The sequence below is a fragment of the Mesonia ostreae genome (assembly GCF_031845265.1).
In the GTDB taxonomy this organism is placed as follows: domain Bacteria; phylum Bacteroidota; class Bacteroidia; order Flavobacteriales; family Flavobacteriaceae; genus Mesonia; species Mesonia ostreae.
The window spans coordinates 184,171-210,061 of record NZ_JAVRBG010000004.1 but is presented as its reverse complement, the minus strand read 5'-3'; the positions used below and the strand labels follow the sequence as shown (position 1 = coordinate 210,061).

Annotated in this window: 22 protein-coding genes, 1 tRNA gene and 1 pseudogene; 12 read left to right on the top strand and 12 right to left on the bottom strand. The window is 35.4% G+C overall.

Features of this window, described 5'->3' with window-relative positions; translation table 11 throughout:
• Positions 1 to 43: 43 nt before the first annotated feature.
• Positions 44 to 2,665, top strand: a complete 2,622-nt coding sequence (cphA, locus tag RLT85_RS05830; RefSeq protein ID WP_311401095.1) for a cyanophycin synthetase — start codon at positions 44 to 46, stop codon at positions 2,663 to 2,665.
• A 34-nt stretch (positions 2,666 to 2,699) separates the two neighbouring features.
• Here the strand turns inward: cphA and truB are convergent, their stop codons facing one another.
• Genes truB through RLT85_RS05805 form a run of 5 tightly spaced genes read right to left on the bottom strand, consistent with a single transcriptional unit; the run spans position 2,700 to position 5,766 of the window.
• Positions 2,700 to 3,407 carry a tRNA pseudouridine(55) synthase TruB gene (gene truB / locus RLT85_RS05825; RefSeq protein ID WP_311401094.1) on the bottom strand — a complete coding sequence of 236 codons (708 nt, stop codon included), beginning with the start codon at positions 3,405 to 3,407 and terminating at the stop codon, positions 2,700 to 2,702.
• Positions 3,400 to 4,197, bottom strand: coding sequence for an undecaprenyl-diphosphatase UppP (uppP, locus tag RLT85_RS05820; protein WP_311401093.1), 798 nt, complete (start codon positions 4,195 to 4,197; stop codon positions 3,400 to 3,402). The genes truB and uppP overlap by 8 nt, the downstream gene beginning before the upstream one ends.
• A complete protein-coding gene (locus tag RLT85_RS05815; protein WP_311401092.1) occupies positions 4,197 to 4,466 on the bottom strand; it encodes a DUF3098 domain-containing protein in 270 nt (89 codons plus the stop codon). The genes uppP and RLT85_RS05815 overlap by 1 nt, the downstream gene beginning before the upstream one ends.
• Positions 4,467 to 4,495: 29 nt before the next feature.
• Positions 4,496 to 4,876, bottom strand: a complete 381-nt coding sequence (locus tag RLT85_RS05810) for a hypothetical protein (protein ID WP_311401091.1) — start codon at positions 4,874 to 4,876, stop codon at positions 4,496 to 4,498.
• Positions 4,877 to 4,887: 11 nt separating this feature from the next.
• On the bottom strand, positions 4,888 to 5,766 hold the full coding sequence (locus RLT85_RS05805; RefSeq protein ID WP_311401090.1) for a cell division protein FtsX: 879 nt from the start codon (positions 5,764 to 5,766) through the stop codon (positions 4,888 to 4,890).
• A gap of 143 nt (positions 5,767 to 5,909) precedes the next feature.
• On the opposite strand from RLT85_RS05805, the gene RLT85_RS05800 reads away from it, so the two are divergent.
• The gene (locus tag RLT85_RS05800) at positions 5,910 to 8,981 is read left to right on the top strand and encodes a leucine--tRNA ligase (RefSeq protein ID WP_311401089.1); all 3,072 of its coding nucleotides are present in this window, start codon (positions 5,910 to 5,912) and stop codon (positions 8,979 to 8,981) included.
• Between the two features lie 157 nt (positions 8,982 to 9,138).
• Here RLT85_RS05800 and lysM read toward each other — a convergent pair whose 3' ends face one another.
• Complete coding sequence (lysM, locus tag RLT85_RS05795; RefSeq protein WP_311401088.1) at positions 9,139 to 9,630, bottom strand: peptidoglycan-binding protein LysM; 492 nt, start codon at positions 9,628 to 9,630, stop codon at positions 9,139 to 9,141.
• A 149-nt stretch (positions 9,631 to 9,779) separates the two neighbouring features.
• Between lysM and RLT85_RS05790 the strand changes: the two genes are divergently transcribed.
• The 5 genes from RLT85_RS05790 (at position 9,780) to RLT85_RS05770 (ending at position 15,739) form a co-directional block, all read left to right on the top strand.
• Positions 9,780 to 10,472: a zinc metallopeptidase gene (locus RLT85_RS05790; RefSeq protein WP_311401087.1), complete on the top strand. Its 693-nt coding sequence runs from the start codon at positions 9,780 to 9,782 to the stop codon at positions 10,470 to 10,472.
• 182 nt (positions 10,473 to 10,654) lie between these two features.
• The gene (locus RLT85_RS05785; RefSeq protein WP_311401086.1) at positions 10,655 to 13,348 is read left to right on the top strand and encodes a PD-(D/E)XK nuclease family protein; all 2,694 of its coding nucleotides are present in this window, start codon (positions 10,655 to 10,657) and stop codon (positions 13,346 to 13,348) included.
• A complete protein-coding gene (locus tag RLT85_RS05780; protein ID WP_311401085.1) occupies positions 13,345 to 14,190 on the top strand; it encodes an alpha/beta hydrolase family protein in 846 nt (281 codons plus the stop codon). Before RLT85_RS05785 ends, RLT85_RS05780 begins: the two co-directional genes overlap by 4 nt.
• Positions 14,190 to 15,641 (top strand): potassium/proton antiporter, encoded by a 1,452-nt coding sequence (locus RLT85_RS05775; protein ID WP_311401084.1) that lies wholly within the window; start codon positions 14,190 to 14,192, stop codon positions 15,639 to 15,641. The genes RLT85_RS05780 and RLT85_RS05775 overlap by 1 nt, the downstream gene beginning before the upstream one ends.
• A 24-nt stretch (positions 15,642 to 15,665) precedes the next feature.
• A tRNA-Ala gene (locus RLT85_RS05770) sits at positions 15,666 to 15,739 on the top strand.
• 16 nt (positions 15,740 to 15,755) lie between these two features.
• Here RLT85_RS05770 and RLT85_RS05765 read toward each other — a convergent pair.
• The 3 genes and pseudogenes from RLT85_RS05765 to RLT85_RS05755 form a co-directional block, all read right to left on the bottom strand.
• Positions 15,756 to 16,418, bottom strand: coding sequence for a spermidine synthase (locus tag RLT85_RS05765; protein ID WP_311401083.1), 663 nt, complete (start codon positions 16,416 to 16,418; stop codon positions 15,756 to 15,758).
• 12 nt (positions 16,419 to 16,430) lie between these two features.
• A pseudogene (locus tag RLT85_RS05760) lies at positions 16,431 to 17,042 on the bottom strand (T9SS type A sorting domain-containing protein).
• A 171-nt stretch (positions 17,043 to 17,213) separates the two neighbouring features.
• Positions 17,214 to 18,584, bottom strand: a complete 1,371-nt coding sequence (locus RLT85_RS05755; RefSeq protein ID WP_311401081.1) for a saccharopine dehydrogenase family protein — start codon at positions 18,582 to 18,584, stop codon at positions 17,214 to 17,216.
• A gap of 71 nt (positions 18,585 to 18,655) precedes the next feature.
• Between RLT85_RS05755 and RLT85_RS05750 the strand changes: the two genes are divergently transcribed.
• Together RLT85_RS05750 and pckA are read left to right on the top strand one after the other, a co-directional pair.
• On the top strand, positions 18,656 to 19,045 hold the full coding sequence (locus RLT85_RS05750; RefSeq protein ID WP_311401080.1) for a DUF423 domain-containing protein: 390 nt from the start codon (positions 18,656 to 18,658) through the stop codon (positions 19,043 to 19,045).
• 73 nt (positions 19,046 to 19,118) lie between these two features.
• Positions 19,119 to 20,717: a phosphoenolpyruvate carboxykinase (ATP) gene (pckA, locus tag RLT85_RS05745; protein ID WP_311401079.1), complete on the top strand. Its 1,599-nt coding sequence runs from the start codon at positions 19,119 to 19,121 to the stop codon at positions 20,715 to 20,717.
• A 121-nt stretch (positions 20,718 to 20,838) separates the two neighbouring features.
• Here pckA and RLT85_RS05740 read toward each other — a convergent pair whose 3' ends face one another.
• Positions 20,839 to 21,585, bottom strand: a complete 747-nt coding sequence (locus RLT85_RS05740) for a uroporphyrinogen-III synthase (protein WP_311401078.1) — start codon at positions 21,583 to 21,585, stop codon at positions 20,839 to 20,841.
• Between the two features lie 32 nt (positions 21,586 to 21,617).
• A complete protein-coding gene (locus tag RLT85_RS15065) occupies positions 21,618 to 22,265 on the bottom strand; it encodes a DUF4271 domain-containing protein (protein ID WP_375712336.1) in 648 nt (215 codons plus the stop codon).
• 97 nt (positions 22,266 to 22,362) lie between these two features.
• Between RLT85_RS15065 and RLT85_RS05735 the strand changes: the two genes are divergently transcribed.
• The 3 genes from RLT85_RS05735 to RLT85_RS05725 are packed head-to-tail and all read left to right on the top strand — an operon-like array spanning position 22,363 to position 24,832.
• Positions 22,363 to 23,091, top strand: coding sequence for a polyprenol monophosphomannose synthase (locus RLT85_RS05735; protein ID WP_311401155.1), 729 nt, complete (start codon positions 22,363 to 22,365; stop codon positions 23,089 to 23,091).
• Positions 23,088 to 24,428 carry a dihydroorotase gene (locus RLT85_RS05730; RefSeq protein ID WP_311401077.1) on the top strand — a complete coding sequence of 447 codons (1,341 nt, stop codon included), beginning with the start codon at positions 23,088 to 23,090 and terminating at the stop codon, positions 24,426 to 24,428. Before RLT85_RS05735 ends, RLT85_RS05730 begins: the two co-directional genes overlap by 4 nt.
• On the top strand, positions 24,428 to 24,832 hold the full coding sequence (locus RLT85_RS05725; RefSeq protein WP_311401076.1) for a DUF4296 domain-containing protein: 405 nt from the start codon (positions 24,428 to 24,430) through the stop codon (positions 24,830 to 24,832). Before RLT85_RS05730 ends, RLT85_RS05725 begins: the two co-directional genes overlap by 1 nt.
• Here RLT85_RS05725 and RLT85_RS05720 read toward each other — a convergent pair.
• Positions 24,829 to 25,848 (bottom strand): NAD-dependent epimerase/dehydratase family protein, encoded by a 1,020-nt coding sequence (locus RLT85_RS05720; RefSeq protein ID WP_311401075.1) that lies wholly within the window; start codon positions 25,846 to 25,848, stop codon positions 24,829 to 24,831. The two genes, RLT85_RS05725 and RLT85_RS05720, sit on opposite strands and share 4 nt — an antisense overlap.
• Positions 25,849 to 25,891 lie beyond the last annotated feature (43 nt).

Genomic DNA, 25,891 nt, shown 5'->3' with positions numbered 1-25,891 from the left:
AGCTACATTTAAGAGAAATACTTATTAAATAAACAATATCGTGATGAAAATTAAAGAAATAAATGTTTTGCGTGGACCCAACTACTGGTCAATAAGACGTCATAAATTAATCGTAATGGTATTGGATTTGGAAGAAATGGAAGAAAAACCATCTCATACTATAGAAGGTTTTTATGATAGACTTCAATCTTTGCTCCCAAGTTTATACAGCCATAGATGTTCTGAAGATCATGAAGGAGGTTTTTTTGAGCGGGTAAAAGAGGGAACTTGGATGGGGCATATTATTGAACATATTGCTTTAGAGATTCAAACTTTGGCAGGCATGGAAACTGGCTTCGGAAGAACGCGCGGATATGGTGAAGATGGCGTTTATCAAGTAGTATTTTCTTATTTAGAAGAAAATGTAGGGAAATTTGCCGCAGCTTCAGCGGTGGGTATTTGTGAAGCTTTAATTGCAGATAAACCTTATGATTTAGAGGCAGATATTCAACAAATGCGAGAAATTAGAGATGATTATCGTCTAGGTCCAAGTACGGGCGCTATTATTTCTGAAGCCGAAAAAAGAGGAATTCCTTGGATGCGTTTAAATGAACATTCCCTTTGTCAATTAGGCTATGGCTCCAAGCAAAAGCGCATACAGGCTACTGTAACTAGTGAAACCAGTTGTATAGGCGTCGAATTAGCGGGCGATAAAAAAGAGACCAAATACATGCTAAAAAAGGCTGGTATTGAAGTTCCAGAAGGGGTAATTGTTTCTAAAATGGAAGATCTCGAAAAAATAGAAGAAGAGGTTGGTTATCCCGTAGTAGTAAAACCTATTGATGGAAATCATGGAAGAGGTATAAGCATAGGTGTAAATTCTTTGGCAGAATTAAAAAAAGCTTTTGAAGAGGCAAAAAAAGTATCTTATCAAGTTATTATTGAAAGACAAGTTTTTGGTTTTGATTATCGCTTATTAGCTATTAAAAATGAGTTTGTAGCGGCTTCTAAAAGAACCCCAGCGCATGTGGTGGGAGACGGGAAACTAAATATAAAACAATTAATCGATCAAGAAAATAAAGATCCGCGTAGAGGTTATGGTCACGAAAATGTGCTGACTTTGATAAGCATTAACCGACTTACAAAAAGAATTATCGCCGAGAGTGGTTATAGTTTGAAATCTGTATTGAAGAAAGATGAGGTTTTGGTTTTAAAAGATACTGCAAACCTGAGTACAGGAGGTACTGCAGAAGATGTAACCGATATGGTGCATCCAGAAAACATCAATTTAGCCGAACGTATTTCTCGAATCATTGATTTAGATATTTGCGGAATTGATTTGATGATAGAAGATATTAGCAAGCCACTTTCCACAAGCAATGGGGCAGTAATTGAAGTAAATGCTGGTCCAGGTTTTAGAATGCATCTGGCTCCTACTGTAGGAAAAGCTAGAAATGTTGCTGCTTTGGTTGTAGATGGTTTGTTTCCGCAGAAAACCGATACTGGTAAAATTCCTATCATTGCTGTAACGGGTACCAACGGTAAAACAACCACTACTCGTTTAATTGCGCATATGGCCAAAATGAACGGTTGCCGTGTGGGATATACAACGAGCGACGGTATTTATATCCAAAATAGATTGTTGCAAAACGGGGATTGTACGGGACCAGATAGCGCCAATTTTGTACTAAGAGATCCCGAAGTTAATTTCGCCGTTTTAGAATGTGCACGTGGTGGTTTATTACGTGCGGGATTGGCTTTTTCTAGTTGTGATGTAGGAATAGTGACCAATGTAAGCGAAGACCATTTAGGTCTAAAAGGAATTCATAATGTCAAGCAATTGGCACGAGCAAAAGCAGTGATTCCAGAGGTAGTTACTCCAGAGGGTTATGCTATTTTAAATGCAGATGATGATTTGGTGTATGCCATGCGAGAAGGTCTTTCGTCGCATGTAGCTCTTTTCTCAATGGAAGAAGATAACCCAAGAATTTTAAAACTGCAAGAAGAAGGTGGGATTACTGCGGTTTATGAAAATGGTTACATTACACTTTTTAAAGGTCCTGGAAAAATGCGCATCATCAAAGCAGAAAATATTCCTTTAACTTTTGGTGGGAAAGCTAGTTTTATGATTCAGAATATTTTACCAGCAGTGATTGCAGCACACGTACAACATATTTCTATACAAGATATTAGTGCGGCTTTAGAGACATTCGTTCCTTCCGCTTTGCAAACTCCTGGGCGACTCAATTTTTATCAGTTTAAGAATTTTAAAGTTCTTATAGATTATGCTCATAATCGAGCAGGAATGATGGCATTAAAGGGCTTAATTGACCATATGGATGCCTCTACAAAACTGGGAATTGTAGCTCCTATTGGAGACCGAAGAGATGAAGATAATTTCGAAATAGGAAAATTGGCTGCGGAAATGTTTGATGAGATAATTATTCGCTTAGATAAAGATTTACGAGGAAAAAAAGAAGATCAACTTTTAGATATTATAAAGAAAGGAATAAGCTCGGTTAAACCGGAATTAAAACCACAGGTAATTTTTTCTGAAACGGAAGCTTTAACGCAAGCGATAAAAAATGCAAAGAAAGATGCGTTAATTGTACTTTTTTGTGATGATATTTTGGCTGCCACCCAAGTGGTAAAAGACCTGAAAAATGAAGAAGAAAAGAAGAGATAGAAATGAATATAAGAGAACTGAGGAATTTTTCACTTTAAGAAATACCTTCAGGTAATGTGGCGATAAAGCTTTCTAAAGTATTAGCCTTATCTACATCATAATCTCCAATTTTTGTTCTTCGAAGTGCCGAAAGATGTGCGCCACTATCCACTGCTTTTCCAAAATCGTGCGCCAAGCTTCGTATGTAAGTTCCTTTGCTACAACGTACTTTAAAGTCTACTTGTGGTATATTTATCCGCGTAAGCGAAAAAGAAGAGATGCTTACTTTTCTAGGGTCAATTTTTACCTCTTCTCCTTTTCTAGCATATTCATACAAACGTTTTCCATCTTTTTTTAAGGCAGAGAAAACGGGAGGATATTGTTCTATTTCTCCTAAAAATTGCGGAATGGCGTTTTCTAAGATTTCTTCGGAAAGATGCTCAGTTGAAAAAGTTTGGTCAATTTCGGTTTCTAGATCATAAGAAGGCGTGGTACCTCCAAATGTAAAAGTGCCCGTATATTCTTTTTCTAAACCTTGTAATTCTTGAATGCGTTTGGTAAACTTCCCAGTACAAATAATGAGCAATCCAGTCGCCAGCGGATCTAAAGTGCCTGCGTGACCTACTTTTATCTTTTTAATGCCATAGTTTTGCCTAATAAGCCATCGCACTTTATTCACCAGTTGAAAGGAAGTCCACTCTAAGGGTTTATCAAAAAGAAGCACTTGTCCGTTCTTAAAATCTTCGTCGGTAAATTTATCCATTAGTGTAACTTACGGCAATCGCTATGATTCCTACAATTAAACAATAAATAGCAAAGTAACTTAACTTGCTTTTTTTAACCAAAGCAATCATCCAAGTACAGGCCACAAGGCCCGCAAGAAAGGCAGCGATAAACCCTACGCCAAGACTTGCAGTATTTTCTGAAGTAAAAGTTAAACCTCCACTCAAAAGATCTTTTGCAATTTTACCAAAAATGAGCGGTACTACCATTAAGAAAGAAAATCTAGCGGCTTTTGTTTTATCATTCCCTAATAGCACCGAAGTAGAAATGGTAGCTCCACTTCTAGAAATACCAGGTAACATAGCTATAGCTTGTGCAATTCCAATTACAAAAGCGTTGGAGTATGTAACAGGTTTAAGCGTATTTTTAGCTTTATCTGCTAGCCAAAGCAAAAGTGCAGTTACGATGAGCATAAAACCAACGAGCATAACGCTTCCTCCAAAAAGCTGCTCAAGTTGTTCTTCAAATAGGAGACCAATAATAACGGCAGGAATCATAGAAATGATAATTTTTACAGAAAACTGCATTTCTTCATTCCATTGAAATAGAAACAGACCTTTAATTATTTCTAAAATATCTTTACGAAAAACTACGATGGTGCTTAAAGCTGTTGCAAAGTGCATCACTACCGTAAAAAGCATAGACTCTTCTGGAATACTTGAGTCGCCAAGAATGGCTTTTCCTAATTCTAAATGACCACTGGAGGATACCGGTAAAAATTCGGTTAAACCTTGAATTACTCCAAGGATTAAAGCGTCGAGTATTTCCATTACTTTTTATTCGGGTTTAATAGAATGGCATAAACTTCGATTCCAAAACCGAGTAAAACTAACATGGGAGCTAGACGTATTCTGCGCCAGCTAAAAATTTCTGGATTAAAAACTTCGGGATCATCGCTACCTCCACCTGTCATTAAAAGAAAACCTAAGGCAATAACGCCAAGCCCAATGGCCATCACTACAAAATTCTTTTTTTCAAAAATAAAGTAAGGTTCATTTTTCATTTCCTTTTTCCACTCTTTTCTTTTCTGCTCTCCCATATAATGGCTTAATCTTTATTATAAATATATTATTTCTTTAAAAAGTTAATCAACTGAATAAAACTACTTAAAAACCAAAATATCATTAAGAATAACAACCAATGAACTACTTGTGTAGTCTTTACAATAGCTTGATTGTAATCTTGAAATAGTTTAAGTAATTCTTCTTTACTATCAATATCTTCAATGTTATTTGGATGGCCAAAAGACGCTAAAGAAGGTGTTGAGGGTAAATAGAACCAAAGTCCTAATAAAGCAATCCCAAAAAGAATAAACATGAACTTAAAATAATCTAATTTGCTATTAAAATCTCCAGACTGATTGGCATTTCTTTTTTTATAGATAAGAAAAATTACGCCTATTACTAAAATAGGAACAAAGATATAAAGAATATGTACACCTTCTAACATACTGTTAAGGGTTAATAATAGAGTTCGTCTGTTTTAAGATTTAAGAAACGCTGGGTAGCAAAGAATGTACTTAACCAAGAGATGATAATTCCTAATAATAAAACACCAATAAAAAGTCCGCCTAAGATAATTTTATCTTTGAGCAGCTCAAGTTCAGGAAAAGTTTTATCGATATAATATAAAACAGCAGCCATTCCTATAAGAGCCACGATAGCACCCACAATACCCAATTTTACACTTTTCCAAATAAATGGTCGGCGTATAAAACCTTTAGTCGCACCCACCATTTGCATCGTTTTTATGGTAAAACGTTTAGAATATACAGAGAGACGAATAGAACTATTAATTAATAACACAGCAATAAATGTAAATAGACCGCTAATCACTAAAATCCAAAAACTGATGCGTTTTACATTATCGTTTAATAAGGCGATAAGTGGTTTGTCATAAACTACTTCATCTACAAAATCTTTCTCGTTGAGGTCACGAGAAATTTCGGCAATTTGAGTTTCCGAAACATAATCGGCATTAAAATATACGTCGATCGAATTTTGCAAGGGATTGTAACCTAGAAAATCCATAAAATTCTCGCCAATTTCTTCACTATGCGCTTTGGCTGCATCTTCTTTTGAGACGAAATTGGTAGATTTGGTATATTCGGCTAGAGCCAAACCTTTTTCTAGTTGATTTATTTCTACTTCTTTCGCAGTATCTTTAAGGTAAACTGTTAAGGCGATTTGCTCCTTAAAATGATCGGCTACTTTTTTGGTGTTCAATACCAATAAACCTAATAAACCCAACAAGAACAGGACTAGCGAGATGCTAATGACAACAGAAAAATAAGACGAAATCAAACGTCTTTTTTGATATCTTTCAAAAGAAGAACTCATAAATTAACCGGGTTGTTTTTTTGTAAAAATAAGAAAGTAATTCAAACTCCTTTCTTTAAAACGTTCAAACTTTTCACTTTCGTACATTAATGGTACTTTTGCGACTTCAATTTGAGTAATCGCAACGACGGTAAATATAAAAGATGAGCTACAATTTTAACGATATCGAAGCCAAATGGCAAAAGTACTGGGAAGAAAACCAAACCTTTAAAGCTTCTAATGACAGGGAGAAACCCAAATTTTACGGGTTAGACATGTTTCCTTATCCATCGGGCGCAGGCTTGCACGTGGGTCATCCCTTAGGTTATATTGCAAGTGATATTGTAGCAAGATTTAAGCGGCATCAAGGCTTTAATGTGCTGCATCCGCAAGGCTATGATTCTTTTGGTTTACCAGCAGAGCAATATGCGATACAAACCGGCCAACATCCCGCAGATACTACCCAAGTAAATATTGAAGGGGGCGTAGATAAAGCTGGAGATAAGATTGAAGGCTACCGCAAGCAATTAGATAAAATTGGTTTTTCTTTTGATTGGAGTCGGGAAGTAAGAACCAGCGATCCTAATTATTATAAATGGACGCAATGGATTTTTATTCAGCTTTTTGAAAGTTGGTATGATAAAGAAAGTGATAAAGCCCGACCTATTTCTGATTTAATCGAGCTTTTTAATCAAGACGGGAATACGAAAGTAAACGCGGTTTGTGATGAAGGAGTTGCAAATTTTTCCGCGGAAGCGTGGCAAAACTTTACAGAAAAGGAACAACAAGAAATTTTATTACAATACAGACTTACCTATTTAGCCGAAACCGAAGTCAACTGGTGTCCAGATTTAGGAACGGTATTGGCAAATGATGAGATTGTAAACGGCGTATCAGAACGTGGTGGACATGCTGTAGTGAGAAAGAAAATGAAACAGTGGAGTATGCGTATTTCTGCCTATGCAGAACGTTTACTACATGGTTTGGAAGATTTAGATTGGACCGAAAGTCTTAAAGAAACTCAACGCAACTGGATTGGAAAATCTGTTGGGGCTCAGGCCCAATTTAAAATTCAAAATTCAGAATTCAAAATTGATGTGTTTACGACAAGACCCGATACCATTTTTGGAGTTACTTTTATGACCTTGGCGCCAGAGCATGACTTGGTAGCAAAAATAACCACACCAGAACAAAAGGAAGCCGTAGAAGATTATGTACAAGCGACAGCAAAGCGTAGCGAGCGCGAGCGTATGGCCGATGTAAAAACCATCTCGGGAGTGTTTACAGGCGCTTATGCAGAGCATCCGTTTACCAAAGAGGCTGTTCCTATTTGGATTGGAGATTATGTATTGGCAGGTTATGGTACAGGAGCTGTTATGGCGGTACCTTGTGGTGATCAACGGGATTATGACTTTGCAAAACATTTTAATATTCCTATCAAAAATATTTTTAAAGACGTAGATATTTCTGAAGAAGCACACGCCGGTAAAGACGGGACTGTAATTGATAATTCAGATTTTCTAAATGGTCTAACCTATAAAAAAGCATTAAAAACTGCAATTTACGAATTAGAAAAATTAGGGCAAGGAAAAGGAAAAACCAATTATAGATTACGTGATGCGGTGTTTAGCCGCCAGCGTTATTGGGGAGAACCATTCCCGGTGTACTACAAAAACGGAATGCCAAAAATGATTCAAGCCCAACATTTGCCTATTCGTTTACCCGAAGTGGAAAAGTACTTGCCTACCCAAGAAGGCGAACCGCCATTAGGTCGAGCCGATGTTTGGGCTTGGGACACGCAGAAAAATGAAGTGGTAAGCAATGAATTAATAGATGATAAAACTGTATTTTCTCTAGAGTTAAATACGATGCCAGGATGGGCAGGAAGTTCCTGGTATTTCTTCAGGTATATGGAGAATGAAAAGCGGGATGAGGTTTTCGCTTCCGCGGAAGCGATGCAATACTGGCAGAATGTAGATTTATATATTGGAGGAAGCGAACATGCCACAGGGCATTTATTGTACGCCCGTTTTTGGACCAAATTCTTAAAAGACCGTAATCTCGTGCCTGTAGAAGAGCCTTTCAAAAAGCTCATCAACCAAGGAATGATTTTGGGGGAGAGTGCTTTTGTTTATAGAGTAAGGTTTGTTAATGTTGTAGAGTCCACAGCTAATATATTAGATGAGGTGGAATTCAATAAGGTTGAGATAGAATCTATTGAGGAGTTTGTAAACAAGTACAATTTTAAAATTTTTGCGAGTAAGAATTTATGTAAAACTAGACTCTACCCTGATGCAAATTTTGGTACAGGACAATTAGAAATTAGTTCAAATTTTCCTTTAATAGAAGAAATTTTATTAAATAAATTTCTATCATCAGAAAAACTTTTAAAAGGTATTTCAATAAGTGTTCAGAAAATTCATGCAGATGTTTCTTTGGTCAACACTTCCAATGAACTCGATATCGAAGCTTTTAAAAATTGGCGAGAAGAGTTTAATGACGCTGAGTTTATCACAGAAGAGAACGGAAAATACATTGTAGGTCGAGAAGTCGAAAAAATGTCGAAATCCAAATATAACGTAGTGAATCCTGATGATATTTGTAATGAATATGGCGCAGATACTTTACGTATGTACGAGATGTTTTTAGGTCCGTTAGAACAGGCTAAACCTTGGAATACGGCAGGAATTACTGGCGTACATAATTTCTTAAAAAAACTTTGGAAGTTATACCATAATGGAGAAGAGCTTTCGGTTAGCGATGATAAAGCAAGTCCTGAGAGTTTGAAATCCCTACATAAAACCATCAAAAAAGTAACCGAAGATATTGAAGACTTTAGTTTTAATACTTCCATATCTACGTTTATGATTTGTGTAAATGAGTTAGCAGCTCAAAAGTGTAACAACAGAGAAATACTAGAATCTCTTGCAATTTTAGTTTCGCCTTATGCACCGCATATTGCTGAAGAACTATGGAGTAAAATGGGACATCAAGAAAGTATTGCTACCGCAGCTTATCCTAAGTTTGAAGAAAAATTCTTGGTAGAAAGTACCAAAACTTACCCGGTGTCCTTTAACGGAAAAATGCGTTTTACGTTAGATCTATCTTTAGATCTGTCTAAAGACGAGATAGAAAAAGCAGTGATGGAAGATGCAAGAACCCAAAAACAATTGGACGGTAGAACCCCTAAAAAGGTGATTATTGTTCCTGGCAAGATTGTGAATATTGTAGGGTAAAAAATGAAATAGAAAAACGGTCTTAATATCTTTCAAAACTGTCATTCTGAACTTGTTTCAGAATCTCATAAAATGATTCGTAGAACATTAATGAGACCCTGAAATAAATTCAGGGTGACAAAGTAAAGAATACTAAGACCGTTTTATTAAAAGCTATTTATTTTACTTTATTCACCTCGTCTAAATAAGGAATTCTTAATACTTGCCCTGGATAAATTTTATCAGGATCAGAAAGCATAGGTTTATTAGCTTCAAAAATAACAGGATACTTCATCGCATCTCCATACACTTCTTTAGCAACCTTGCTTAAGGTATCTCCACTTTTTACGGTATGAAATCTAGATTCTCTAACAGGTTCACAATCTTCTTCTTCTGGCATTGGCTTAACCGTCATTTTATCGTCTACTTCGGCAATTCCTTCAGAATTTCCTATCACCAAAACCACTTTTTCTTTAGTAGCTTGGTCTTCTGCTTCTCCCCAAACCATCGCTTTATCATCGTCTAAGTCAATTTTTAAATCGCTTACTTTTAAATCTAAGCTGTTCACAGTGTTTTTAAGCTTTGCAATAGCCTCATCTTTCTTTTCGGCCGTTGTTTTTCCACCAAATATTTTGGCTCCTGCATCTTTAATAAATGAAAATAATCCCATAAGTTTTTTAAATTTTAAGTTCGTTTCAAGATAGCACTATAGATAGTATCTAAGAAATTTTCAATTTTAAATACTTGTTAAAGTTTGGTTTTTGCAAGAAGCTAAAAGTTTTGGTGCTATTTTTGCTTTCAATTCTTAAAACAAAAGCTATGATGGGATATTATATACTTATTGGTGCAATTATGCTGGTAAGTTGGTACGTGGGACATAAATTAAAATCTAAATTTAAAAAATATTCTAAAGTACATTTAGAAAACGGAATGAGCGGCGCCGAGATTGCTCGTAAAATGTTAGAGGATAACGGGATTCATGATGTAAAAGTGATTTCTACTCCGGGTCAGTTGACAGATCATTACGATCCACAAAAGAAGACCGTGAATTTAAGTGAAGGGGTTTATGCACAACGAAATGCATCTGCCGCGGCGGTTGCAGCACACGAATGTGGCCACGCCGTACAACACGCAAAAGCATACAGCTGGTTAAAAATGCGAAGTAATTTGGTGCCATTAGTAAGTATTGCATCTAAATATAGTCAGTGGGTTATTTTTGGAGGTCTTATTTTGATGGGAATGGTTTCTGTGGGCGTAGGCCAAACGGTATTATTGGTAGGAATCATTATGTTTGGATTAGGAACCTTATTTAGTTTTGTTACTTTACCCGTAGAATATGATGCAAGTAATAGAGCTCTAGCTTGGCTAAAAGCCGAAAATATTGTAACTCCGCAAGAATATGAAGGTTCTAAAGACGCTTTAAAATGGGCCGCAAGAACTTATGTTGTCGCAGCGATTGGTTCTTTAGCCACTTTGCTTTACTTTATTAGTATTTATTTAGGTAGAGATTAAGTAAAATGCTAGAACGCTTCTCGCCCGTATTAATCGTGCGCCGTCAGGATGAATTCTTTCGGGCAGGCGCTTTTAGATGCTAGACATTAGATGAATTTAGAACGGATTATAGAAAAATAAAATTTTTAAGAAATTATAACTGAAAACGCTTCTACTTAGAGGCGTTTTTCTATTTTTAGAACATGAAGACTTTTATAGAAGAAACCCTAGATCATTTACTTTCCAACCCCTCTTTTGATTTTAGTAAAACCACCTTTATTTTACCGAGTAAAAGAGCGGGTAATTTTTTAAAACATGTAATTAAAGCCAAGGTACATACCAGCATTTTTATGCCAGAGGTATTGAGTACTGAAGATTTTATAGCACAGATTACAGGTCTTATTCCGTTAGATAATACGAGCAGTATTTTTGAGCTGTACCAAACCTATAAAAAGACCATAGATAAACAACATCAAGAATCTTTTGATAGCTTTTACGCTTGGGCACAAACTTTAATCTATGATTTTAATGAAATAGATCGTTACCTCATTGACGCCGATCATTTTTTTAGCTACCTCTCTAGAATACAAGATATCAACCATTGGTCTAAAGGAGAAAATCAGACCGATTTGGTTAAAAACTACTTATGGTTTTGGAAGCAGTTACCGCAACTCTATAAAAATTTTATTCATCAAATCTTAAAAGAAGGTAAAGCTTACCAAGGCTTAATGTACCGTGAAGCTTCAGAAAAAATTGTAGGTTACTTAAACGAAACCAACCAAAACTATATATTTATTGGGTTTAATGCCTTAAATAATGCCGAGCAACAACTTATTCAGCAGGTGTTAAAGGAAGAACGCGGAGAGATTTTTTGGGATATAGACCAAGCATTTTACCACAACCCTAATCATGAAGCTTCTTTATTTATTAGAAACTATGTAAAAAATTGGGAGTATTTTAAAGAGAATCCGCTGCAAGATTTCCCCAAAAATTACGATCAGCCTAAACAAATTGAACTCATAGGAATTCCCAAAAATGTGGGTCAGGCTAAATATATAGCACAGATTCTAAAAAATTTACCACCAGAAGAAATTAGTCAAACGGCAGTTGTGCTTAATGACGAAGGCTTATTGCCTGTTTTATTAAACTCTTTGCCAGAGAATGTAGACAAAATAAACATCACTATGGGGCTTCCTTTGGGAGATACTCCGCTGGCTTCTTTGTTTGAGACTCTGTTTAAAATACAAGAGCGAGAAGAAAATCAGCTTTATTTTAAACGGGTGTTAGAGGTCTTAAAACATCCTTTTGTACTGCAAATTTTTTCTTCGGAAAGTGAGCAACTTCAGGAGAAAATTATCGAATCCAATTTGGTATTTATCGCTTTAGATGCGGTGAAAGATACGAAGAATGCTGAGTTCAATAAGTTTTTAGAACTCGGTTTTCAGCTTTATAAAGACACACCAAGTTTTGTAAATGCAATGATTCAACTCATTCAGATGTTGCGAGGCAAGGAGATGAAAGACTACGCGCTAGAAACCGAATATTTATTTCACTTTAATAAACTTTTTGTTCAGTTAAAAAATATATTGCAAGAGCAAAGTCCGGTAGACCACATAAAAGTACTCTATAAAATTTATAGAGACAGTCTAAGCTCGCAATCCTTAGATTTTGCAGGTTCTCCGTTTGATGGATTGCAGTTGATGGGAATGTTAGAAACGCGGGTAATTGATTATAAAAATGTCATTTTAACTTCGGTTAACGAAGGGGTTTTACCTGCTGGAAAGAGCAATAATTCTTTTATTCCTTACGACCTAAAGAAAGAATATGGTTTACCTACCTACAAAGAAAAAGATGCGGTGTACACCTATCACTTTTACAGATTGCTACAACGTGCTCAAAATGTTCATATTTTATACAATACAGAGCAAGACGGACTCAATGCTGGGGAGAGAAGTAGGTTCGTTACGCAATTAGAAATAGAGAGGGAATTGGCATCTACTTTTGTAAACCCTAAAGTACCTTCCATCTCTCGACAATTAATAGAGATTGCCAAGACGCCAGAAGTGATTCAGAAATTGGAAAAACTGGCTGCATACGGCTTTTCACCTTCGGCATTGACGACTTATATTCGGAATCCTTTAGATTTTTATAAACGTTATGTGTTAGGCATTAAAGAAGAGCAAGAAGTAGAAGAAACCGTTGCTGCCAATACTTTGGGAACGATTATTCACGATAGTCTAGAACACTTATTTCTTCCTTATGTGGGGAAAGAAATCCGTAAAGAAGATATCAATCAGCTTTTTAAACTAAGTGATCAAGAAGTCTTGAAGCAGTTTAAAAACGTGTATAAAAATGCGCCCATTCATAAAGGGAAAAACTTATTAATTCATGAAGTTGCAAAACGCTATTTATATAATTTTTTACAGTCGCAAAAGAAAGAGTTGGAACAGCATTCGGTAAAAATCATCAGTTTAGAAGCTCAAGAGAAAATAGCATTAGACATCCCTCAACTTGAAGTGCCGGTTTGCATTAAAGGAAAAGTAGATCGCTTAGATTCTATAGACGGGGTGATGAGAATTATAGATTACAAAACTGGGAAAGTAATGGCAAGTGACGTTTCCATAAAAGATTGGGATTTGCTAGGTACCGACTATAAGTATAGCAAAGCTTTTCAAGTTTTGTCTTACGCTAAAATGATTTTAAAAGAAGAAGATTATGATAAAGCTCAAGGCGGAATCATTTCGTTTAAGAATTTAAAATCGGGGTTTTTGCCTTTAAAAGAAGGAAAAGAAACCTTGATTACCGCCGAAACGATGTTTAAATTTGATGAGGTTCTAAATGATTTAATCATCGAGATTTTAAATCCTGATATTCCATTTAAAGAAAAAGAAGTATGATACGAGAAAAGAATTTTACCCTAACGGGAAGCAATGGATTACCTATTGTCACCGATGTGTTTTTTAAACCCAATCAAAGCTTGAAGCCGATCGTCATTTTTTGCCACGGCTACAAAGGTTTTAAAGATTGGGGTGCTTGGGATTTGGTAGCCGAAAACTTTGCTGAAAACGACTTCTTCTTTATTAAATTTAACTTCTCTCATAATGGAGGAACAGCAGAAGAGCCCATAGATTTTCCTAACCTAGAAGCTTTTGGACAAGATAATTACACCAAGCAATTAAATGATTTGCAAACGGTGATTGATTGGATAGCAACCACCAAAGAATTTTCTGTAAACGCTAATGTGCAAAAAGTGCATTTAATAGGCCATAGTAGAGGGGGCGGAATTGTAATGCTAAAAGCAAATGAAGAACCTAAAATTACAAGTGTGACTACTTGGGCAGGCGTAAGTGATTTTGCTTCTCGTTTTCCGTCTGGAGAAAAATTAGCCCAATGGAAAAAAGATAAAGTTTATTATGTTGAAAACGGAAGAACTAAGCAGCAAATGCCGCATGATATTCAGTTTTATGAAGATTTTTTAGAGCATAGAGAACGCTTAGACATTGCTCAAGCGGTGAAGCATTTAAAAATTCCGCAACTTATCATTCACGGCAAGGGAGATACTTCTGTAAAAGTCGATGAGGCGAAGCAAATTAAGGAGTGGAACCCTAAAAGTAAACTCTTTTTATTGGAAGGGAGCAACCACGTTTTTGACACGAAGCATCCTTGGGAATCTGATAAAATGAACGAAAGCTTAAGGCAAGTGACTCATGAAACAATGCAATTTATAAAAAATAATTAATGGAGTCACATTTGATTATTCTTATAGGATCGTTATTGCTTCTTATGAGTATTCTGGCGGGTAAAACTTCCTATAAATTTGGAGTGCCTACCTTGGTGTTATTTCTTACGGTGGGAATGTTGGCGGGCTCTGAAGGAATATTGGGAATCGAATTTAATAGTCCTACTCTGGCTCAATTTATAGGGATTATAGCACTTAACGTGATTCTCTTTTCTGGTGGTTTAGATACGCGCTGGAAAGCTGTGCAGCCCGTAGCCGTGAAGGGACTTTTATTATCTACATTAGGTGTTTTTATCACCGCTGGCGCCGTGGGAGGCTTTACGTATTATCTGTTAGACTTTACACTCATTGAAGCCTTTTTATTAGGTGCAATTGTTTCTTCTACTGATGCTGCGGCAGTTTTCTCTATTTTAAGGTCTAATAATATCAATTTAAAATATGGGATTCGCCCCATGTTAGAATTAGAAAGTGGAAGTAACGACCCGATGGCTTACTTTCTTACCACCTTGTTTACAGGGATGGTCGTAGCGCAAGAATTTTCTTTAACCTCCTCAGTTTTAGATTTGGTTTTACAGCTTGCTATTGGAGGAGTTTCTGGATATTTTTTAGGAAAAGGAAGCAAATGGCTTATTAATAATATCGCCTTAGATTTTGAAGGTTTATACCCTGTTTTAGGTTTAGCCTTAAGTTTTATTATTTATTCCTTTACGGAAGTGATTCACGGAAATGGATTTTTGGCGGTGTATGTTTCTTCGGTAATTTTAGCCAATAGTAAATTGGTGAAAAAGTATGCTTTGCGTCAGTTTTTTGATGGTTTTGCTTGGTTGATGCAAATTATTTTGTTCCTAACTTTGGGCTTATTGGTCTTCCCATCTCGCGTAATAGAAATCTTGCCTATAGGTTTGGCGATTGCTCTATTTTTAATATTTGTAGCGCGTCCCTTAAGTGTTTTTATAAGTTTGGCTTTCTTCAAGGTGAATATAAAAAGTAAACTCTTTATTTCTTGGGTAGGATTACGAGGTGCAGTTCCTATTGTTTTTGCCACCTTCCCCATGGTAATGGGTTTAGAAAACGCCGATTTGATTTTTAATATCGTATTCTTAATTACACTGGTTTCCATTTTAGTGCAAGGAACTACGATTAACAAGATGGCACAATGGTTAGGAGTTCAAGATGATGATGTAAAAACGTTGAAGAAAGCAAGAGCCTTTGAGTTTTCTGAAGATTCTAAAACCGAGAGTGCAGAAATCTATCTCTCTACGAACAGTAGAGTGATTGGGAAAAAAATATATGAATTAGACTTACCAAAAGACAGTCTTATAGTGATGGTCATAAGAGAAGCTCATTATTTTGTTCCTTCTGGAGAGACAGAATTGAAGTATGGCGATACTTTACAGGTGATTTCAACGACTTCAAAAGATTTGACGAAAATGGCGCAAGATTTTGGATAATTGTTTACTTTTGCTTTCCGATTTGGGGGATTAGCTCAGCTGGCTAGAGCGTTTGGCTGGCAGCCAAAAGGTCATCGGTTCGACTCCGATATTCTCCACACTCCAACCCCGCAACTAGCGGGGTTTTTTGTTTTCAACCATTCTCTTTCCCAATAATAAGGTATTGACGCCATTAACAGCCTCTAATTTTTTAAATGAAATAAGCGGTGCTATTTGCTCTATCAATAAGTCGACTGCTGCTTGATGAGCGTTTTTAATACCCGCATTAAAAATGATAACCGCATCGGGTTGAAGTAATTTCGTTGTTTGTTGCCAAAAATCAACTTCTAGGAAAGGTTTAGGGATTTGAGTATTGATAAATAAATCTACAATAAGTGTTTCATAGGAATGTGTATCTGTTTTTACAAAGTCAACTGCATTTTGGCAAACCACTTGCAAAGGTTCATATTGCTGAATCTTAAACTCCTTTTTTGCGATTTCAATAATTTTAGAATCTATCTCTACGGCCGTGATGTTTCCGGTGAAACTAAAATTCTTCCGAAGCAATTCTAAAATACTACCTCCGCCAAGCCCTAACACCAAAATTTTTCCTGCTCTATTGGGATAGGTTTTTTCTAATCCTATTCTTAAAATTTCATGAAGAGGGCCATACGAATAATTTGCGTTTTTAGTATTTAGTACTTTTTTGCCCTTAAGCCACTTTATTTCTAAAGTTCCACTATACTCAGATTTAATTTTTTTGCTGAAAAGTGAGGATAGATTAAAATTTACTTTCATACTTCATGAAGTTTACTTTTTAATAAGTTTTTGAGTGAAGCTGCCTTCAAAAGTATAAATCTTAGCGAAATAAATTCCGTTAGGTAAATTTTCTACTCAATAATTTTGTTGCGCAGAATTGAATTTTTTCACTTCTTTTCCATTTACATCGAATAAAGTAATAGCAGTAATGTTGGCATCAGCTTTTACTTGAAAACTATGGTGAACAGGATTAGGAAATAAGGAAAAATTATTTTTTGTAAATGAATTTATAGCAAGCGACTGGCTGATATAATGGGCTTGATCTCCGTTTTCTTTTTCAATAATTAACTGGTAATCGTTTCCGCTTATATGAGTGACGGAATAGGAAAAAGTAGGATAGGAGGAGTTGTTATTATAATAATCATAATAAAATTTAACGGGATATTCTGAAGTTAAATCAGAAGATTTCGAAGCATGTACTTGAGGCCTATTTTGATTCCAGTAGCCTAAAGAGAAGAAGAAAAACGTATCGTTACCCGTAAAAATAATCTTAGCTTTCAAGAAAATTTCAGGATCTAAAGTGCTTATAAAACTAGTATAAGTAGGACTAGTGCCATGAGAATTATATATATTAAAAGCCTCTGATTCTAAAGGAGTAGCCATATAATCTACCCCATCAACGGTTACTTTTTGTAGATCCCACCCTCTACTTATAAAAGTAAATTGTTGAGAAAAGCTTAAAGAACTAAGGAGTAAAAAAACAAAAAGTGCAATTTTTTGAAACATAAGATTTAGATTCATTAAAATTACACTTTTTAACTAAGAATAAGTGGTTTAACCCACAATATTGTCTTCATTGTAGCCTAAGAATTTCACATCCTTTTCGGTGAATTTGATGCCGTTTTCGGCTAATTCTGCCAAAATAGGTTCATATACTTCTTTGCTAATAGGCCTTAAAACTCCTGGAGTAGTAATTTCTTTATTTAAGATTTTTACGGTCGCAATTGCTACAGGTAAACCTACAGTTTTTGCCATTGCTGTATAGGTTTGGTCTTCTCCAATATGAACCATAGTGGAGTCTACTTGCTTTCGCTCTCCGTTAAGCTCATATCCAAATTTGTGATACATTACAATCATATCTTTATCGTTTGGCGCTAGCGTCCACTTCTCTTCTAATATTTTTTGTAAAGCCTGTGCAGGTGTTGCTCCTTTAATCCCGATTTTCTTTTCGTTGTTAAAAATATCAAGTTCTAAGAGTTTTTCCCACATCAAATCATCCTGATCTATTTTTAGAGAATAACGCATTTTAAGCTCTACAGAATCGGTTGGAGAATAAGGCAAAAATGAATTGACAAACTCACGATAGCTCATATTTTCTGAGTTTTCCATGCTGTACGTGTCATCAGTTAATCCTAATTGAACAAACATATTCCAAGCTTTACTAAAGCCTACTCTTCGTAAAGTACCGCGATATAAAGTTTGAATATTATCTAGACCGTAGACACTTTGGTAAGCCAATGAATTTCTATTGGCAAGTCCTTCAAATTTACCGTAACCTTCTACTTCTAAAAATTCGGTTCTTCTAAAAAGCCGGTGGTAAGGAATGTATTTAAATTGTCCTTCTTGCATAAATTCTGCTGCGCCTCCTTGGCCAGCTACTACCACGTTTCTTGGGTTCCAGGTAAATTTATAGTTCCATAGGTTGGTGTCGCTTTCTGGAGCTACCAAACCACCTGTGAAAGATTCAAAAAGCAATAATTTACCTCCATTATCTCTAATTTTGTCAATCACCTGCATCGCACTCATATGATCAATTCCTGGGTCTACCCCAATCTCGTTCATAAATACGAGGCCTTTTTCTTTTACGGCATCATTTAAAGCTTCCATTTCTTTGCTTACGTAAGAAGCTGTTACCATGTTTTTTCCAAACGTTACACAATCTTTAGCTACTTCAATATGAAATCTTGCTGGAAGCATAGAAATGACAATATCAGCATTTTTAACTGCCGCTTGGCGTTCTTCTTGTTTAAACACATCTAGCGTAATCGCTTTGGTGTTTTGGTGGTCTCCAGCAAACTTTTGGGCGTTTTCTAAAGACAAATCTCCAATGGTAAGGAAGAGTTTTTCTGAAGTTGATTTTTCTTTTAAGTATTTAATGAGAGACGAGGTAGATTTCCCCGCTCCAATAATTAATATGTTTCGCATCTTAAATTAGTTATTTAAATTTGCAGTTATTCTTCAAAGTAATTAATTTAATCTGGGTTAAAAAAAATATTATGCATAGAAAGTTGTTAATTTTAGGAAGTTTAAGTGGCTTTTTGGCGGTGATCTTAGGTGCTTTTGCAAGTCACGGTTTAGAGAAAGTTCTAACCTTAGGTCAGCTAAATACCTTTGAGACAGGGGTTCGCTATCAATTTTATCACGCCTTACTGGCAATTCTCTGCGGAAGCATTTCCGCGCTAAGCGAAAAAAGTAAGAACCTCTTGTTTTACATGCTTTTAGTGGGAATGATTTTATTTTCGGGCTCTATTTACGGATTGGCCACAAACGAGTTGTCTAGTTTTGACTTTAAAAGTATTGCTTTGTTGACTCCGCTAGGAGGTGTCTTTTTAATTTCTAGTTGGTTAGTGTTGCTTTTTAATGTGTTGAAAATGAAAAAGAAATAATAAATCATCTTAATCCCGTATTTGTTTGGTATTATTTATATTTTTGTCCTAAAGAACACAACAACTCATTTTTATGGTGGAAAATAATAAAACCACGAAAGCGTTTTCATTAGAAAACTACGGAATACAAGATGCACAAGCTCATTATCAACTATCTTCAGATGAGCTTCACAACATTACAATAGAAAAAGAACAAGGCGTTCAAGTAGATTCTGGGGCACTAGCTATCAATACAGGAGAATTTACGGGAAGATCCCCTAAGGATCGTTTTATTGTAAAAGATGAAGTTACTAAGGATGAAATATGGTGGGGCGATGTGAATATCCCTTTCGATCCAGAAAAATTTGATCGACTTTATGATAAAGTAACTAAATATCTTTCTGGAAAAGAACTATATGTACGAGATTCTTACGCTTGCGCGGAAGAGGGCTATAAATTGAACATTCGTGTGATTACCGAGTTTCCTTGGAGTAATATGTTTGCTCACAATATGTTTTTAAGACCTACGGAAGAAGAATTGAAGGATTTTTCTCCTGAGTGGACAGTGATCAATGCACCAGAATTTATGGCAGATCCAGAAGTGGATGGTACGAGACAGCATAATTTTGCTATTTTAAATTTTACAAAGAAAATCGCACTTATTGGAGGGACTGGGTATACGGGTGAAATCAAGAAAGGAATTTTTTCTGCGTTAAACTTCATTTTGCCAGTAAATAAGAATACACTTTCTATGCACTGTTCTGCAAATGTGGGAGATGATGGAGATACAGCTATCTTTTTCGGATTATCAGGAACGGGAAAAACAACTCTATCTGCAGATCCAGAACGTAAGTTAATTGGAGATGATGAACACGGTTGGACTAAAGACAACAAAGTATTTAACTTTGAAGGAGGTTGTTACGCAAAAGTGATTAATCTTTCTCAGGAAAATGAACCAGATATCTTCAACGCGATTAAGCCAGGAGCTATTTTGGAGAACGTGATCCTCAACGATAAAAATGAAGTAGATTTTGATGATACTTCTATTACACAAAATACAAGGGTAAGTTATCCTATTTACCATATTAATAATATTCAGCAGCCGTCTGTAGGAGAAAACCCGAAGAATATTTTCTTTCTAACAGCAGATGCTTTTGGAGTATTGCCTCCAATTAGCAAATTAACTCCTGGCCAAGCTGCGTATCACTTTATTAGTGGTTACACCGCAAAGGTGGCAGGAACCGAAGCTGGTATTACAGAGCCAGTGCCAAGTTTTTCAGCTTGTTTTGGAGCGCCATTTATGCCACTTCACCCTACACGCTATGCAGAAATGCTAAGTAAAAAAATGCAAGACGCAGAGGTGAATGTATGGTTAGTGAATACAGGTTGGACTGGTGGTCCTTACGGAATTGGCTCTAGAATGAAATTAAAGTACACAAGAGAAATGATTTCTTCTGCTTTAGAAGGAGAGCTAGATAAGGTAGAATACCATACTCATCCTATATTTGGTTTAGAGATGCCTAAAGAATGTCTTAACGTTCCTAATGAGGTTCTTGATCCAAGAGAAACTTGGGAAGACAAAGAAGCTTATGATGTAAAGGCGAAAGAATTGGCTTTGTTTTTCAAAAACAACTTTAAGAAGTTTGAAGATAATGCTAGTGAAGATATTTTAAAAGGAGGACCTTTGGTTTAGGTTATCTTTTTAAACGAATAAAAATCCGGTTAAAACTTTAACCGGATTTTTTTATATCCAAAAAACAAGCCTCTTCATTTTAAAATGAAGAGGCTTGTTTTTAGTTTAAAGCAGAGTAAACCTACTTTTTGATTGTTCCTTTAATGTATTTTTCTATTGCCATAGTCATCGATGGAGTTTCTGGGGTTGGCGCTTTAATATTCGCTACCAATCCGTGTTCTTTTGCGGCTTTAATAGTAGAATTTCCAAAAACGGCAATACGGGTATCCTTCTGCTGAAAATCTGGAAAATTTTCAAACAGTGATTTTATTCCGCTAGGGCTAAAGAAGACAACAATGTCATAAAAAACTTTTTCTAAGTGAGATAAGTCACTTACTACGGTTCTATAAAACACGCCTTTTGTCCAATCAACGCCTAATTTATTTAATTGCTTAGGAATTTCTGGTTTTAACATATCAGAAGAAGGAAGCAAAAATTTCTCTGTCTTATATTTTTTTATGGTAGGAGTTAACTCAGCAAAAGTTCTTTTTCCCACATATATTTTCCTTTTTCTATACACTACATATTTTTGTAGATAGTAGGCGACAGCTTCACTTTGACAAAAATACTTTAAAGAATCTGGCACTTTATAGCGCATTTCTTCAGCAATTCTAAAAAAGTGATCTACTGCGTTTCTACTGGTAAGAATAATTGCAGTATATTGACTAAGGTCTATTTTTTGCTGTCTTACATTTTTAGAAGAAACTCCTTCCACGTGAATAAAAGGTATGAAATCAATCTTTACTTTTAATTTTTCTTCAAGTTCAGAATAGGGAGAATTTTCAACCTTGGGCTCGGGCTGAGAAATTAAAATTGTTTTCACTTTCATATACATGCAAATTTTAGTGTGAGCTCTAGCAATTATGTAATTACTTTATATAAAATAATATACGGTGCTATTTCAAGGGCGCAAAGGTACAAAATAAAGTAAAACGAAAACTTATAAATAAACTTTTGATGTTTGGCGTAGTATTTCAATAACACAAAAAGATTGAATACAAGATATAATATTGTGAGTAAAACAAGAATATTCGTAGTAGGTTTCCAAGTATAGGTAAGGATTAGCAATATTGGAAACAGATAAAAAGCCAATAAATTTTTATACGTAATTTTATGAAAAATATAGTTATCTATCACTTTATCCATAGAAAAAATGGAGGCTATAATTTTTTCAAAGAGGTATTTTATTCCGATAAGGGTATTTAAAACAATAAAAATCTGAAGATAGAAAGTGAAATCATATTCCACCAAGAAGACCGACTTCGCTTTGAAAAGTATAAATAGAGCAAGCGAAAGTATAAATCCATGGGCTAAATAGAGTATAAAGCTAAAAAGATTAAATACTGAAGGTTTTTTTTGGTGTGAAGTAAAATACTTTCCAGAAAAGAATATCTTTTTAAACTCTGCGAATTTTTCAGGGAATAATTGATTGCCAATCAAAATGAGAATCAAAATAAAGAGGAAGATTAATGTAATCCAATTGTTCTGCTCTATATTTCTAACAATCACTTCCAACCCATAGAATTTTGGACAAAGTTAAAAATTAAATAGCTAGTATTTGCTAAAAATTTGAGCTTAAAAATAGTTACATTTGTCAAAAAAAAGAATGCCACAACGGCTCATAATTATACCTACCTATAATGAAATTGAAAATATAGAGCGTATTGTTCGCGATGTGTTTTCTCAAAAACACGAATTTCATATTTTGGTGGTAGATGATAATTCTCCAGACGGTACTGCTAATTTGGTTTCTTCGTTAAAAGAAGAATTTGAGGGTAAACTTTTTTTAGAAATAAGAAAAACTAAATCTGGTTTAGGAACCGCATATATTCACGGTTTTAAATGGGCTCTAGAGAGAGATTATGATTTTATTTTTGAAATGGATGCCGATTTTTCTCATAACCCAAAAGATCTCATACGTTTGTACGATGCGTGTATAAAAGACAAGGCAGATGTTGCAATTGGGTCTAGGTATGTTACGGGAGTGAATGTGGTAAATTGGCCAATGAAAAGAGTATTGATGTCTTATATGGCATCAAAATATGTAAAAGCGATCACGAGAATGCCTATTCAGGATACTACGGCAGGCTTTGTGTGTTATCGAAGAGAAGTATTAGAGAAAATCAACCTTAATTCAATTCAATTTGTGGGATATGCCTTTCAGATTGAAATGAAATTCAAAGCCTACTTATTAAAGTTTGCTATTGTAGAAGTCCCCGTTATCTTTACGGATAGAACACGAGGAGAATCAAAATTAAACAGCAATATTATTTCTGAAGCTGTTTTTGGAGTGATTAAAATGAAGTTTAAAAGTCTATTTGGAAAAGAAGTATGAGAAAGATATTGATTAAAAATGCGAAGCTAGTTAATGAAGGTGTTGTCAAAGATGGCGAAGTTTACATCGAAGATGATCTTATTAAAGAAGTGGCAGACATTATAAGTGTAAAATCTCACGATGTAAAAGTTATAGATGCCGAAGGCCAGTTTTTATTGCCTGGCATTATAGACGATCAAGTTCATTTTAGAGAGCCAGGACTTACTTATAAAGAAGATATCTCATTCGGGTCTAGAGCTGCAGTTGCGGGAGGAATTACCTCTTTTATAGAAATGCCTAATACCAATCCGCAAACAGTCACCATAGATTTATTAGAAGAAAAATTTGCTATAGCAAAAGAAAACTCTGTGGCCAACTATTCCTTTATGTTTGGCGGCACCAATGACAATCTAGAGGAAATAAAAAAGATTAACCCAAAAAATACTCCGGCGCTAAAATTATTTCTAGGTTCTTCTACGGGAAACATGTTGGTTGATGATGAAAAAGTGTTAGAAGAGATTTTTAAAAATTCTCCTGTTCTCATTGCCGTACATTGTGAAGATGAACAGACCATAAAAGACAATTTGGCAAAACACAAAGAAGAATTCGGAGACGATATACCAATGGTGTATCATCCCAAGATAAGAAGCGCAGAAGCTTGTTACTTATCTTCTTCAAAAGCTGTAAAATTAGCTAAAAAAACAGGAGCTAGATTGCATGTCTTTCACGTTAGTACAGCAAAAGAGTTGAGTCTCTTTGACGGAAAAAAGGCTCTAAAAGACAAAAAGATAACGGCAGAGGTTTGTATCCACCACCTTTGGTTTAATGATACAGATTACGAGAAGAAAGGAACCCGAATTAAATGGAATCCTGCAGTAAAAACAGAGAAAGATCAAAAAGCTTTATTCAAAGCATTATTGGATAATAAATTAGATGTGATCGCGACAGATCACGCACCGCATACCAAAGAAGAAAAGGATCAAGTCTATACAAAAGCACCAAGTGGTGGGCCTTTAGTGCAACACGCTTTACCGGCAATGTTAGAGTTTTACCATAAAGACCAAATAAGTCTTCCTAAGATTGTGGAGAAGATGTGTCATAACCCTGCAATTTTATTTCAGATAGAGAAAAGAGGTTACATTAGAGAAGGCTATAAAGCAGATCTTGTTTTGGTAGATCCAAACGCGCCCTGGACCGTTCAAAATGATAATATTCTATATAAATGCGGTTGGTCACCGTTTGAAAAAACTACCTTCAAATCTAGAATCACGCATACCTTTGTGAATGGAAAATTGGTGTATAAAAACTTTAAAGTTTTAGACGTAAAGAATGGGGAACGTTTAATGTTTGAGAGGTAATGAAAATTAAAATACTTTTACTTTCACTTGTACTATTTACAGCTTGTCAAGATGTAAATAAAGCGCTTAAACCTAAAAATCTTATTCCAGAAGATAAAATGGTTAATTTATTGGTTGACCTTCAAAAAATGGATGCAGTCATTAGTAAAAATAAAAACTATTACGAGCTCAGAAAGGTAAAAGCTAAAGATTTAATTTTTGAAAAATATCAAGTAGACAGCATGCAACTGGCCGAAAGTAGTAATTACTATGCAGAAGACTTTGCAACAAATACAAGAATTTACGAACGCGTAATTACCAAGCTGGAAGCAGAAAAAAAGATCATTGATAGTCTTTATGAAGAAAGAAGTAAAGCCATGCAGGATTCCAAAATTAAAGGAAAAAGGGAGGCAGATAGTCTTTAAATATCCTTTTCTGCGTAGCTTTTACCAACTCTGGCTATAGTCTTTTCAATAGAGTTAAATTTAAAATCTAATGATTTTTTAATTTTAGCCGAACTATAAATAGTGGTGTTAAAAGCTGCTTTTATAGAAAGCTTAGTTATTTCTTGATGTGTTCCAAAAAATATTCTTCCTAACCATTGAAAAATCCAACCTATTTTTACCATCCAAGGTTGAAGCCTCTTTTTAGGAGGAGTAACTCCAATTTCATTGGCAATGTGTTGTAGTACCTCTTTAAAAGATATACTTTCTGCTACCAAAATAAAACGTTCTTGCTTTACGGAAGAATTCATTAATAAAATCATGGCTTTTGCCACATCTCTCACATCTACAAAGCCTGTGATAAGCGGAATATAATAACGCAACCCCTTATTTACTTTACTAAAAAGCAAACCGCTGCCACTTTCCCAAAATCCAGCTCCTAGGATGACACCTGGGTTTACGATAACGACATTTAATCCTTCTTGAGAGGCTCGCCAAACTTCCATTTCTCCTCCAAACTTGGTGATGGAGTAATTGTCAAATTTATTTTCATGATTACGCGGCGATTCTTCATTGATTGCTTTCTGCTTCAGTTCACTTCCTAGAGTGGCAATAGAACTCACGTAGCAAAATTTCTTTACGGAATTACTCAGCGCTAGATTCACCATATTTGCGGTGCCTTCAATATTTATCTTCCGTAGTTTTTTATATTCACTATCAGAAGGATTGTAGGAAATATAACCTGCGCAATGATACACTTGTTGTACCCCCTGAAATACATCAGAAAGTTGAGGTATATTTTCTAAATGTGTTTCTACCCATTCAATACGATTCCATTGAGCAGAAGTAAGCTTTGGGTAACAAGAAAACAGCAGCTTTTTAGTGTAAGCTATTTTTTGTTCTTTCCTATACATCGCCCTAATGGGCTGGTCTAATTCTAAAAGTTGGACAAGAAGGTGACTTCCTACCAAACCTGTGGCTCCGCTAACTAAAATCATGCGGTAAATATAGCGAATTCCTAATAGGAAAATTTTCAGTTTC

What these genes read in the sequence shown, in the direction of transcription:
- RLT85_RS05720 (WP_311401075.1), bottom strand. Translation starts at nt 25,848, where the DNA reads ATGATTTTAGTTAGCGGAGCCACAGGTTTGGTAGGAAGTCACCTTCTT.
- RLT85_RS05785 (WP_311401086.1), top strand. Translation starts at nt 10,655, where the DNA reads ATGAAGACTTTTATAGAAGAAACCCTAGATCATTTACTTTCCAACCCC.
- truB (WP_311401094.1), bottom strand. Translation starts at nt 3,407, where the DNA reads ATGGATAAATTTACCGACGAAGATTTTAAGAACGGACAAGTGCTTCTT.
- cphA (WP_311401095.1), top strand. Translation starts at nt 44, where the DNA reads ATGAAAATTAAAGAAATAAATGTTTTGCGTGGACCCAACTACTGGTCA.
- RLT85_RS05755 (WP_311401081.1), bottom strand. Translation starts at nt 18,584, where the DNA reads ATGCGAAACATATTAATTATTGGAGCGGGGAAATCTACCTCGTCTCTC.
- RLT85_RS05805 (WP_311401090.1), bottom strand. Translation starts at nt 5,766, where the DNA reads ATGAGTTCTTCTTTTGAAAGATATCAAAAAAGACGTTTGATTTCGTCT.
- RLT85_RS05740 (WP_311401078.1), bottom strand. Translation starts at nt 21,585, where the DNA reads ATGAAAGTGAAAACAATTTTAATTTCTCAGCCCGAGCCCAAGGTTGAA.
- uppP (WP_311401093.1), bottom strand. Translation starts at nt 4,197, where the DNA reads ATGGAAATACTCGACGCTTTAATCCTTGGAGTAATTCAAGGTTTAACC.
- RLT85_RS05790 (WP_311401087.1), top strand. Translation starts at nt 9,780, where the DNA reads ATGATGGGATATTATATACTTATTGGTGCAATTATGCTGGTAAGTTGG.
- RLT85_RS05730 (WP_311401077.1), top strand. Translation starts at nt 23,088, where the DNA reads ATGAGAAAGATATTGATTAAAAATGCGAAGCTAGTTAATGAAGGTGTT.
- RLT85_RS05815 (WP_311401092.1), bottom strand. Translation starts at nt 4,466, where the DNA reads ATGGGAGAGCAGAAAAGAAAAGAGTGGAAAAAGGAAATGAAAAATGAA.
- RLT85_RS05735 (WP_311401155.1), top strand. Translation starts at nt 22,363, where the DNA reads ATGCCACAACGGCTCATAATTATACCTACCTATAATGAAATTGAAAAT.
- RLT85_RS05765 (WP_311401083.1), bottom strand. Translation starts at nt 16,418, where the DNA reads ATGAAAGTAAATTTTAATCTATCCTCACTTTTCAGCAAAAAAATTAAA.
- RLT85_RS05800 (WP_311401089.1), top strand. Translation starts at nt 5,910, where the DNA reads ATGAGCTACAATTTTAACGATATCGAAGCCAAATGGCAAAAGTACTGG.
- pckA (WP_311401079.1), top strand. Translation starts at nt 19,119, where the DNA reads ATGGTGGAAAATAATAAAACCACGAAAGCGTTTTCATTAGAAAACTAC.
- RLT85_RS05725 (WP_311401076.1), top strand. Translation starts at nt 24,428, where the DNA reads ATGAAAATTAAAATACTTTTACTTTCACTTGTACTATTTACAGCTTGT.
- RLT85_RS05750 (WP_311401080.1), top strand. Translation starts at nt 18,656, where the DNA reads ATGCATAGAAAGTTGTTAATTTTAGGAAGTTTAAGTGGCTTTTTGGCG.
- RLT85_RS05810 (WP_311401091.1), bottom strand. Translation starts at nt 4,876, where the DNA reads ATGTTAGAAGGTGTACATATTCTTTATATCTTTGTTCCTATTTTAGTA.
- RLT85_RS05780 (WP_311401085.1), top strand. Translation starts at nt 13,345, where the DNA reads ATGATACGAGAAAAGAATTTTACCCTAACGGGAAGCAATGGATTACCT.
- RLT85_RS05775 (WP_311401084.1), top strand. Translation starts at nt 14,190, where the DNA reads ATGGAGTCACATTTGATTATTCTTATAGGATCGTTATTGCTTCTTATG.
- lysM (WP_311401088.1), bottom strand. Translation starts at nt 9,630, where the DNA reads ATGGGATTATTTTCATTTATTAAAGATGCAGGAGCCAAAATATTTGGT.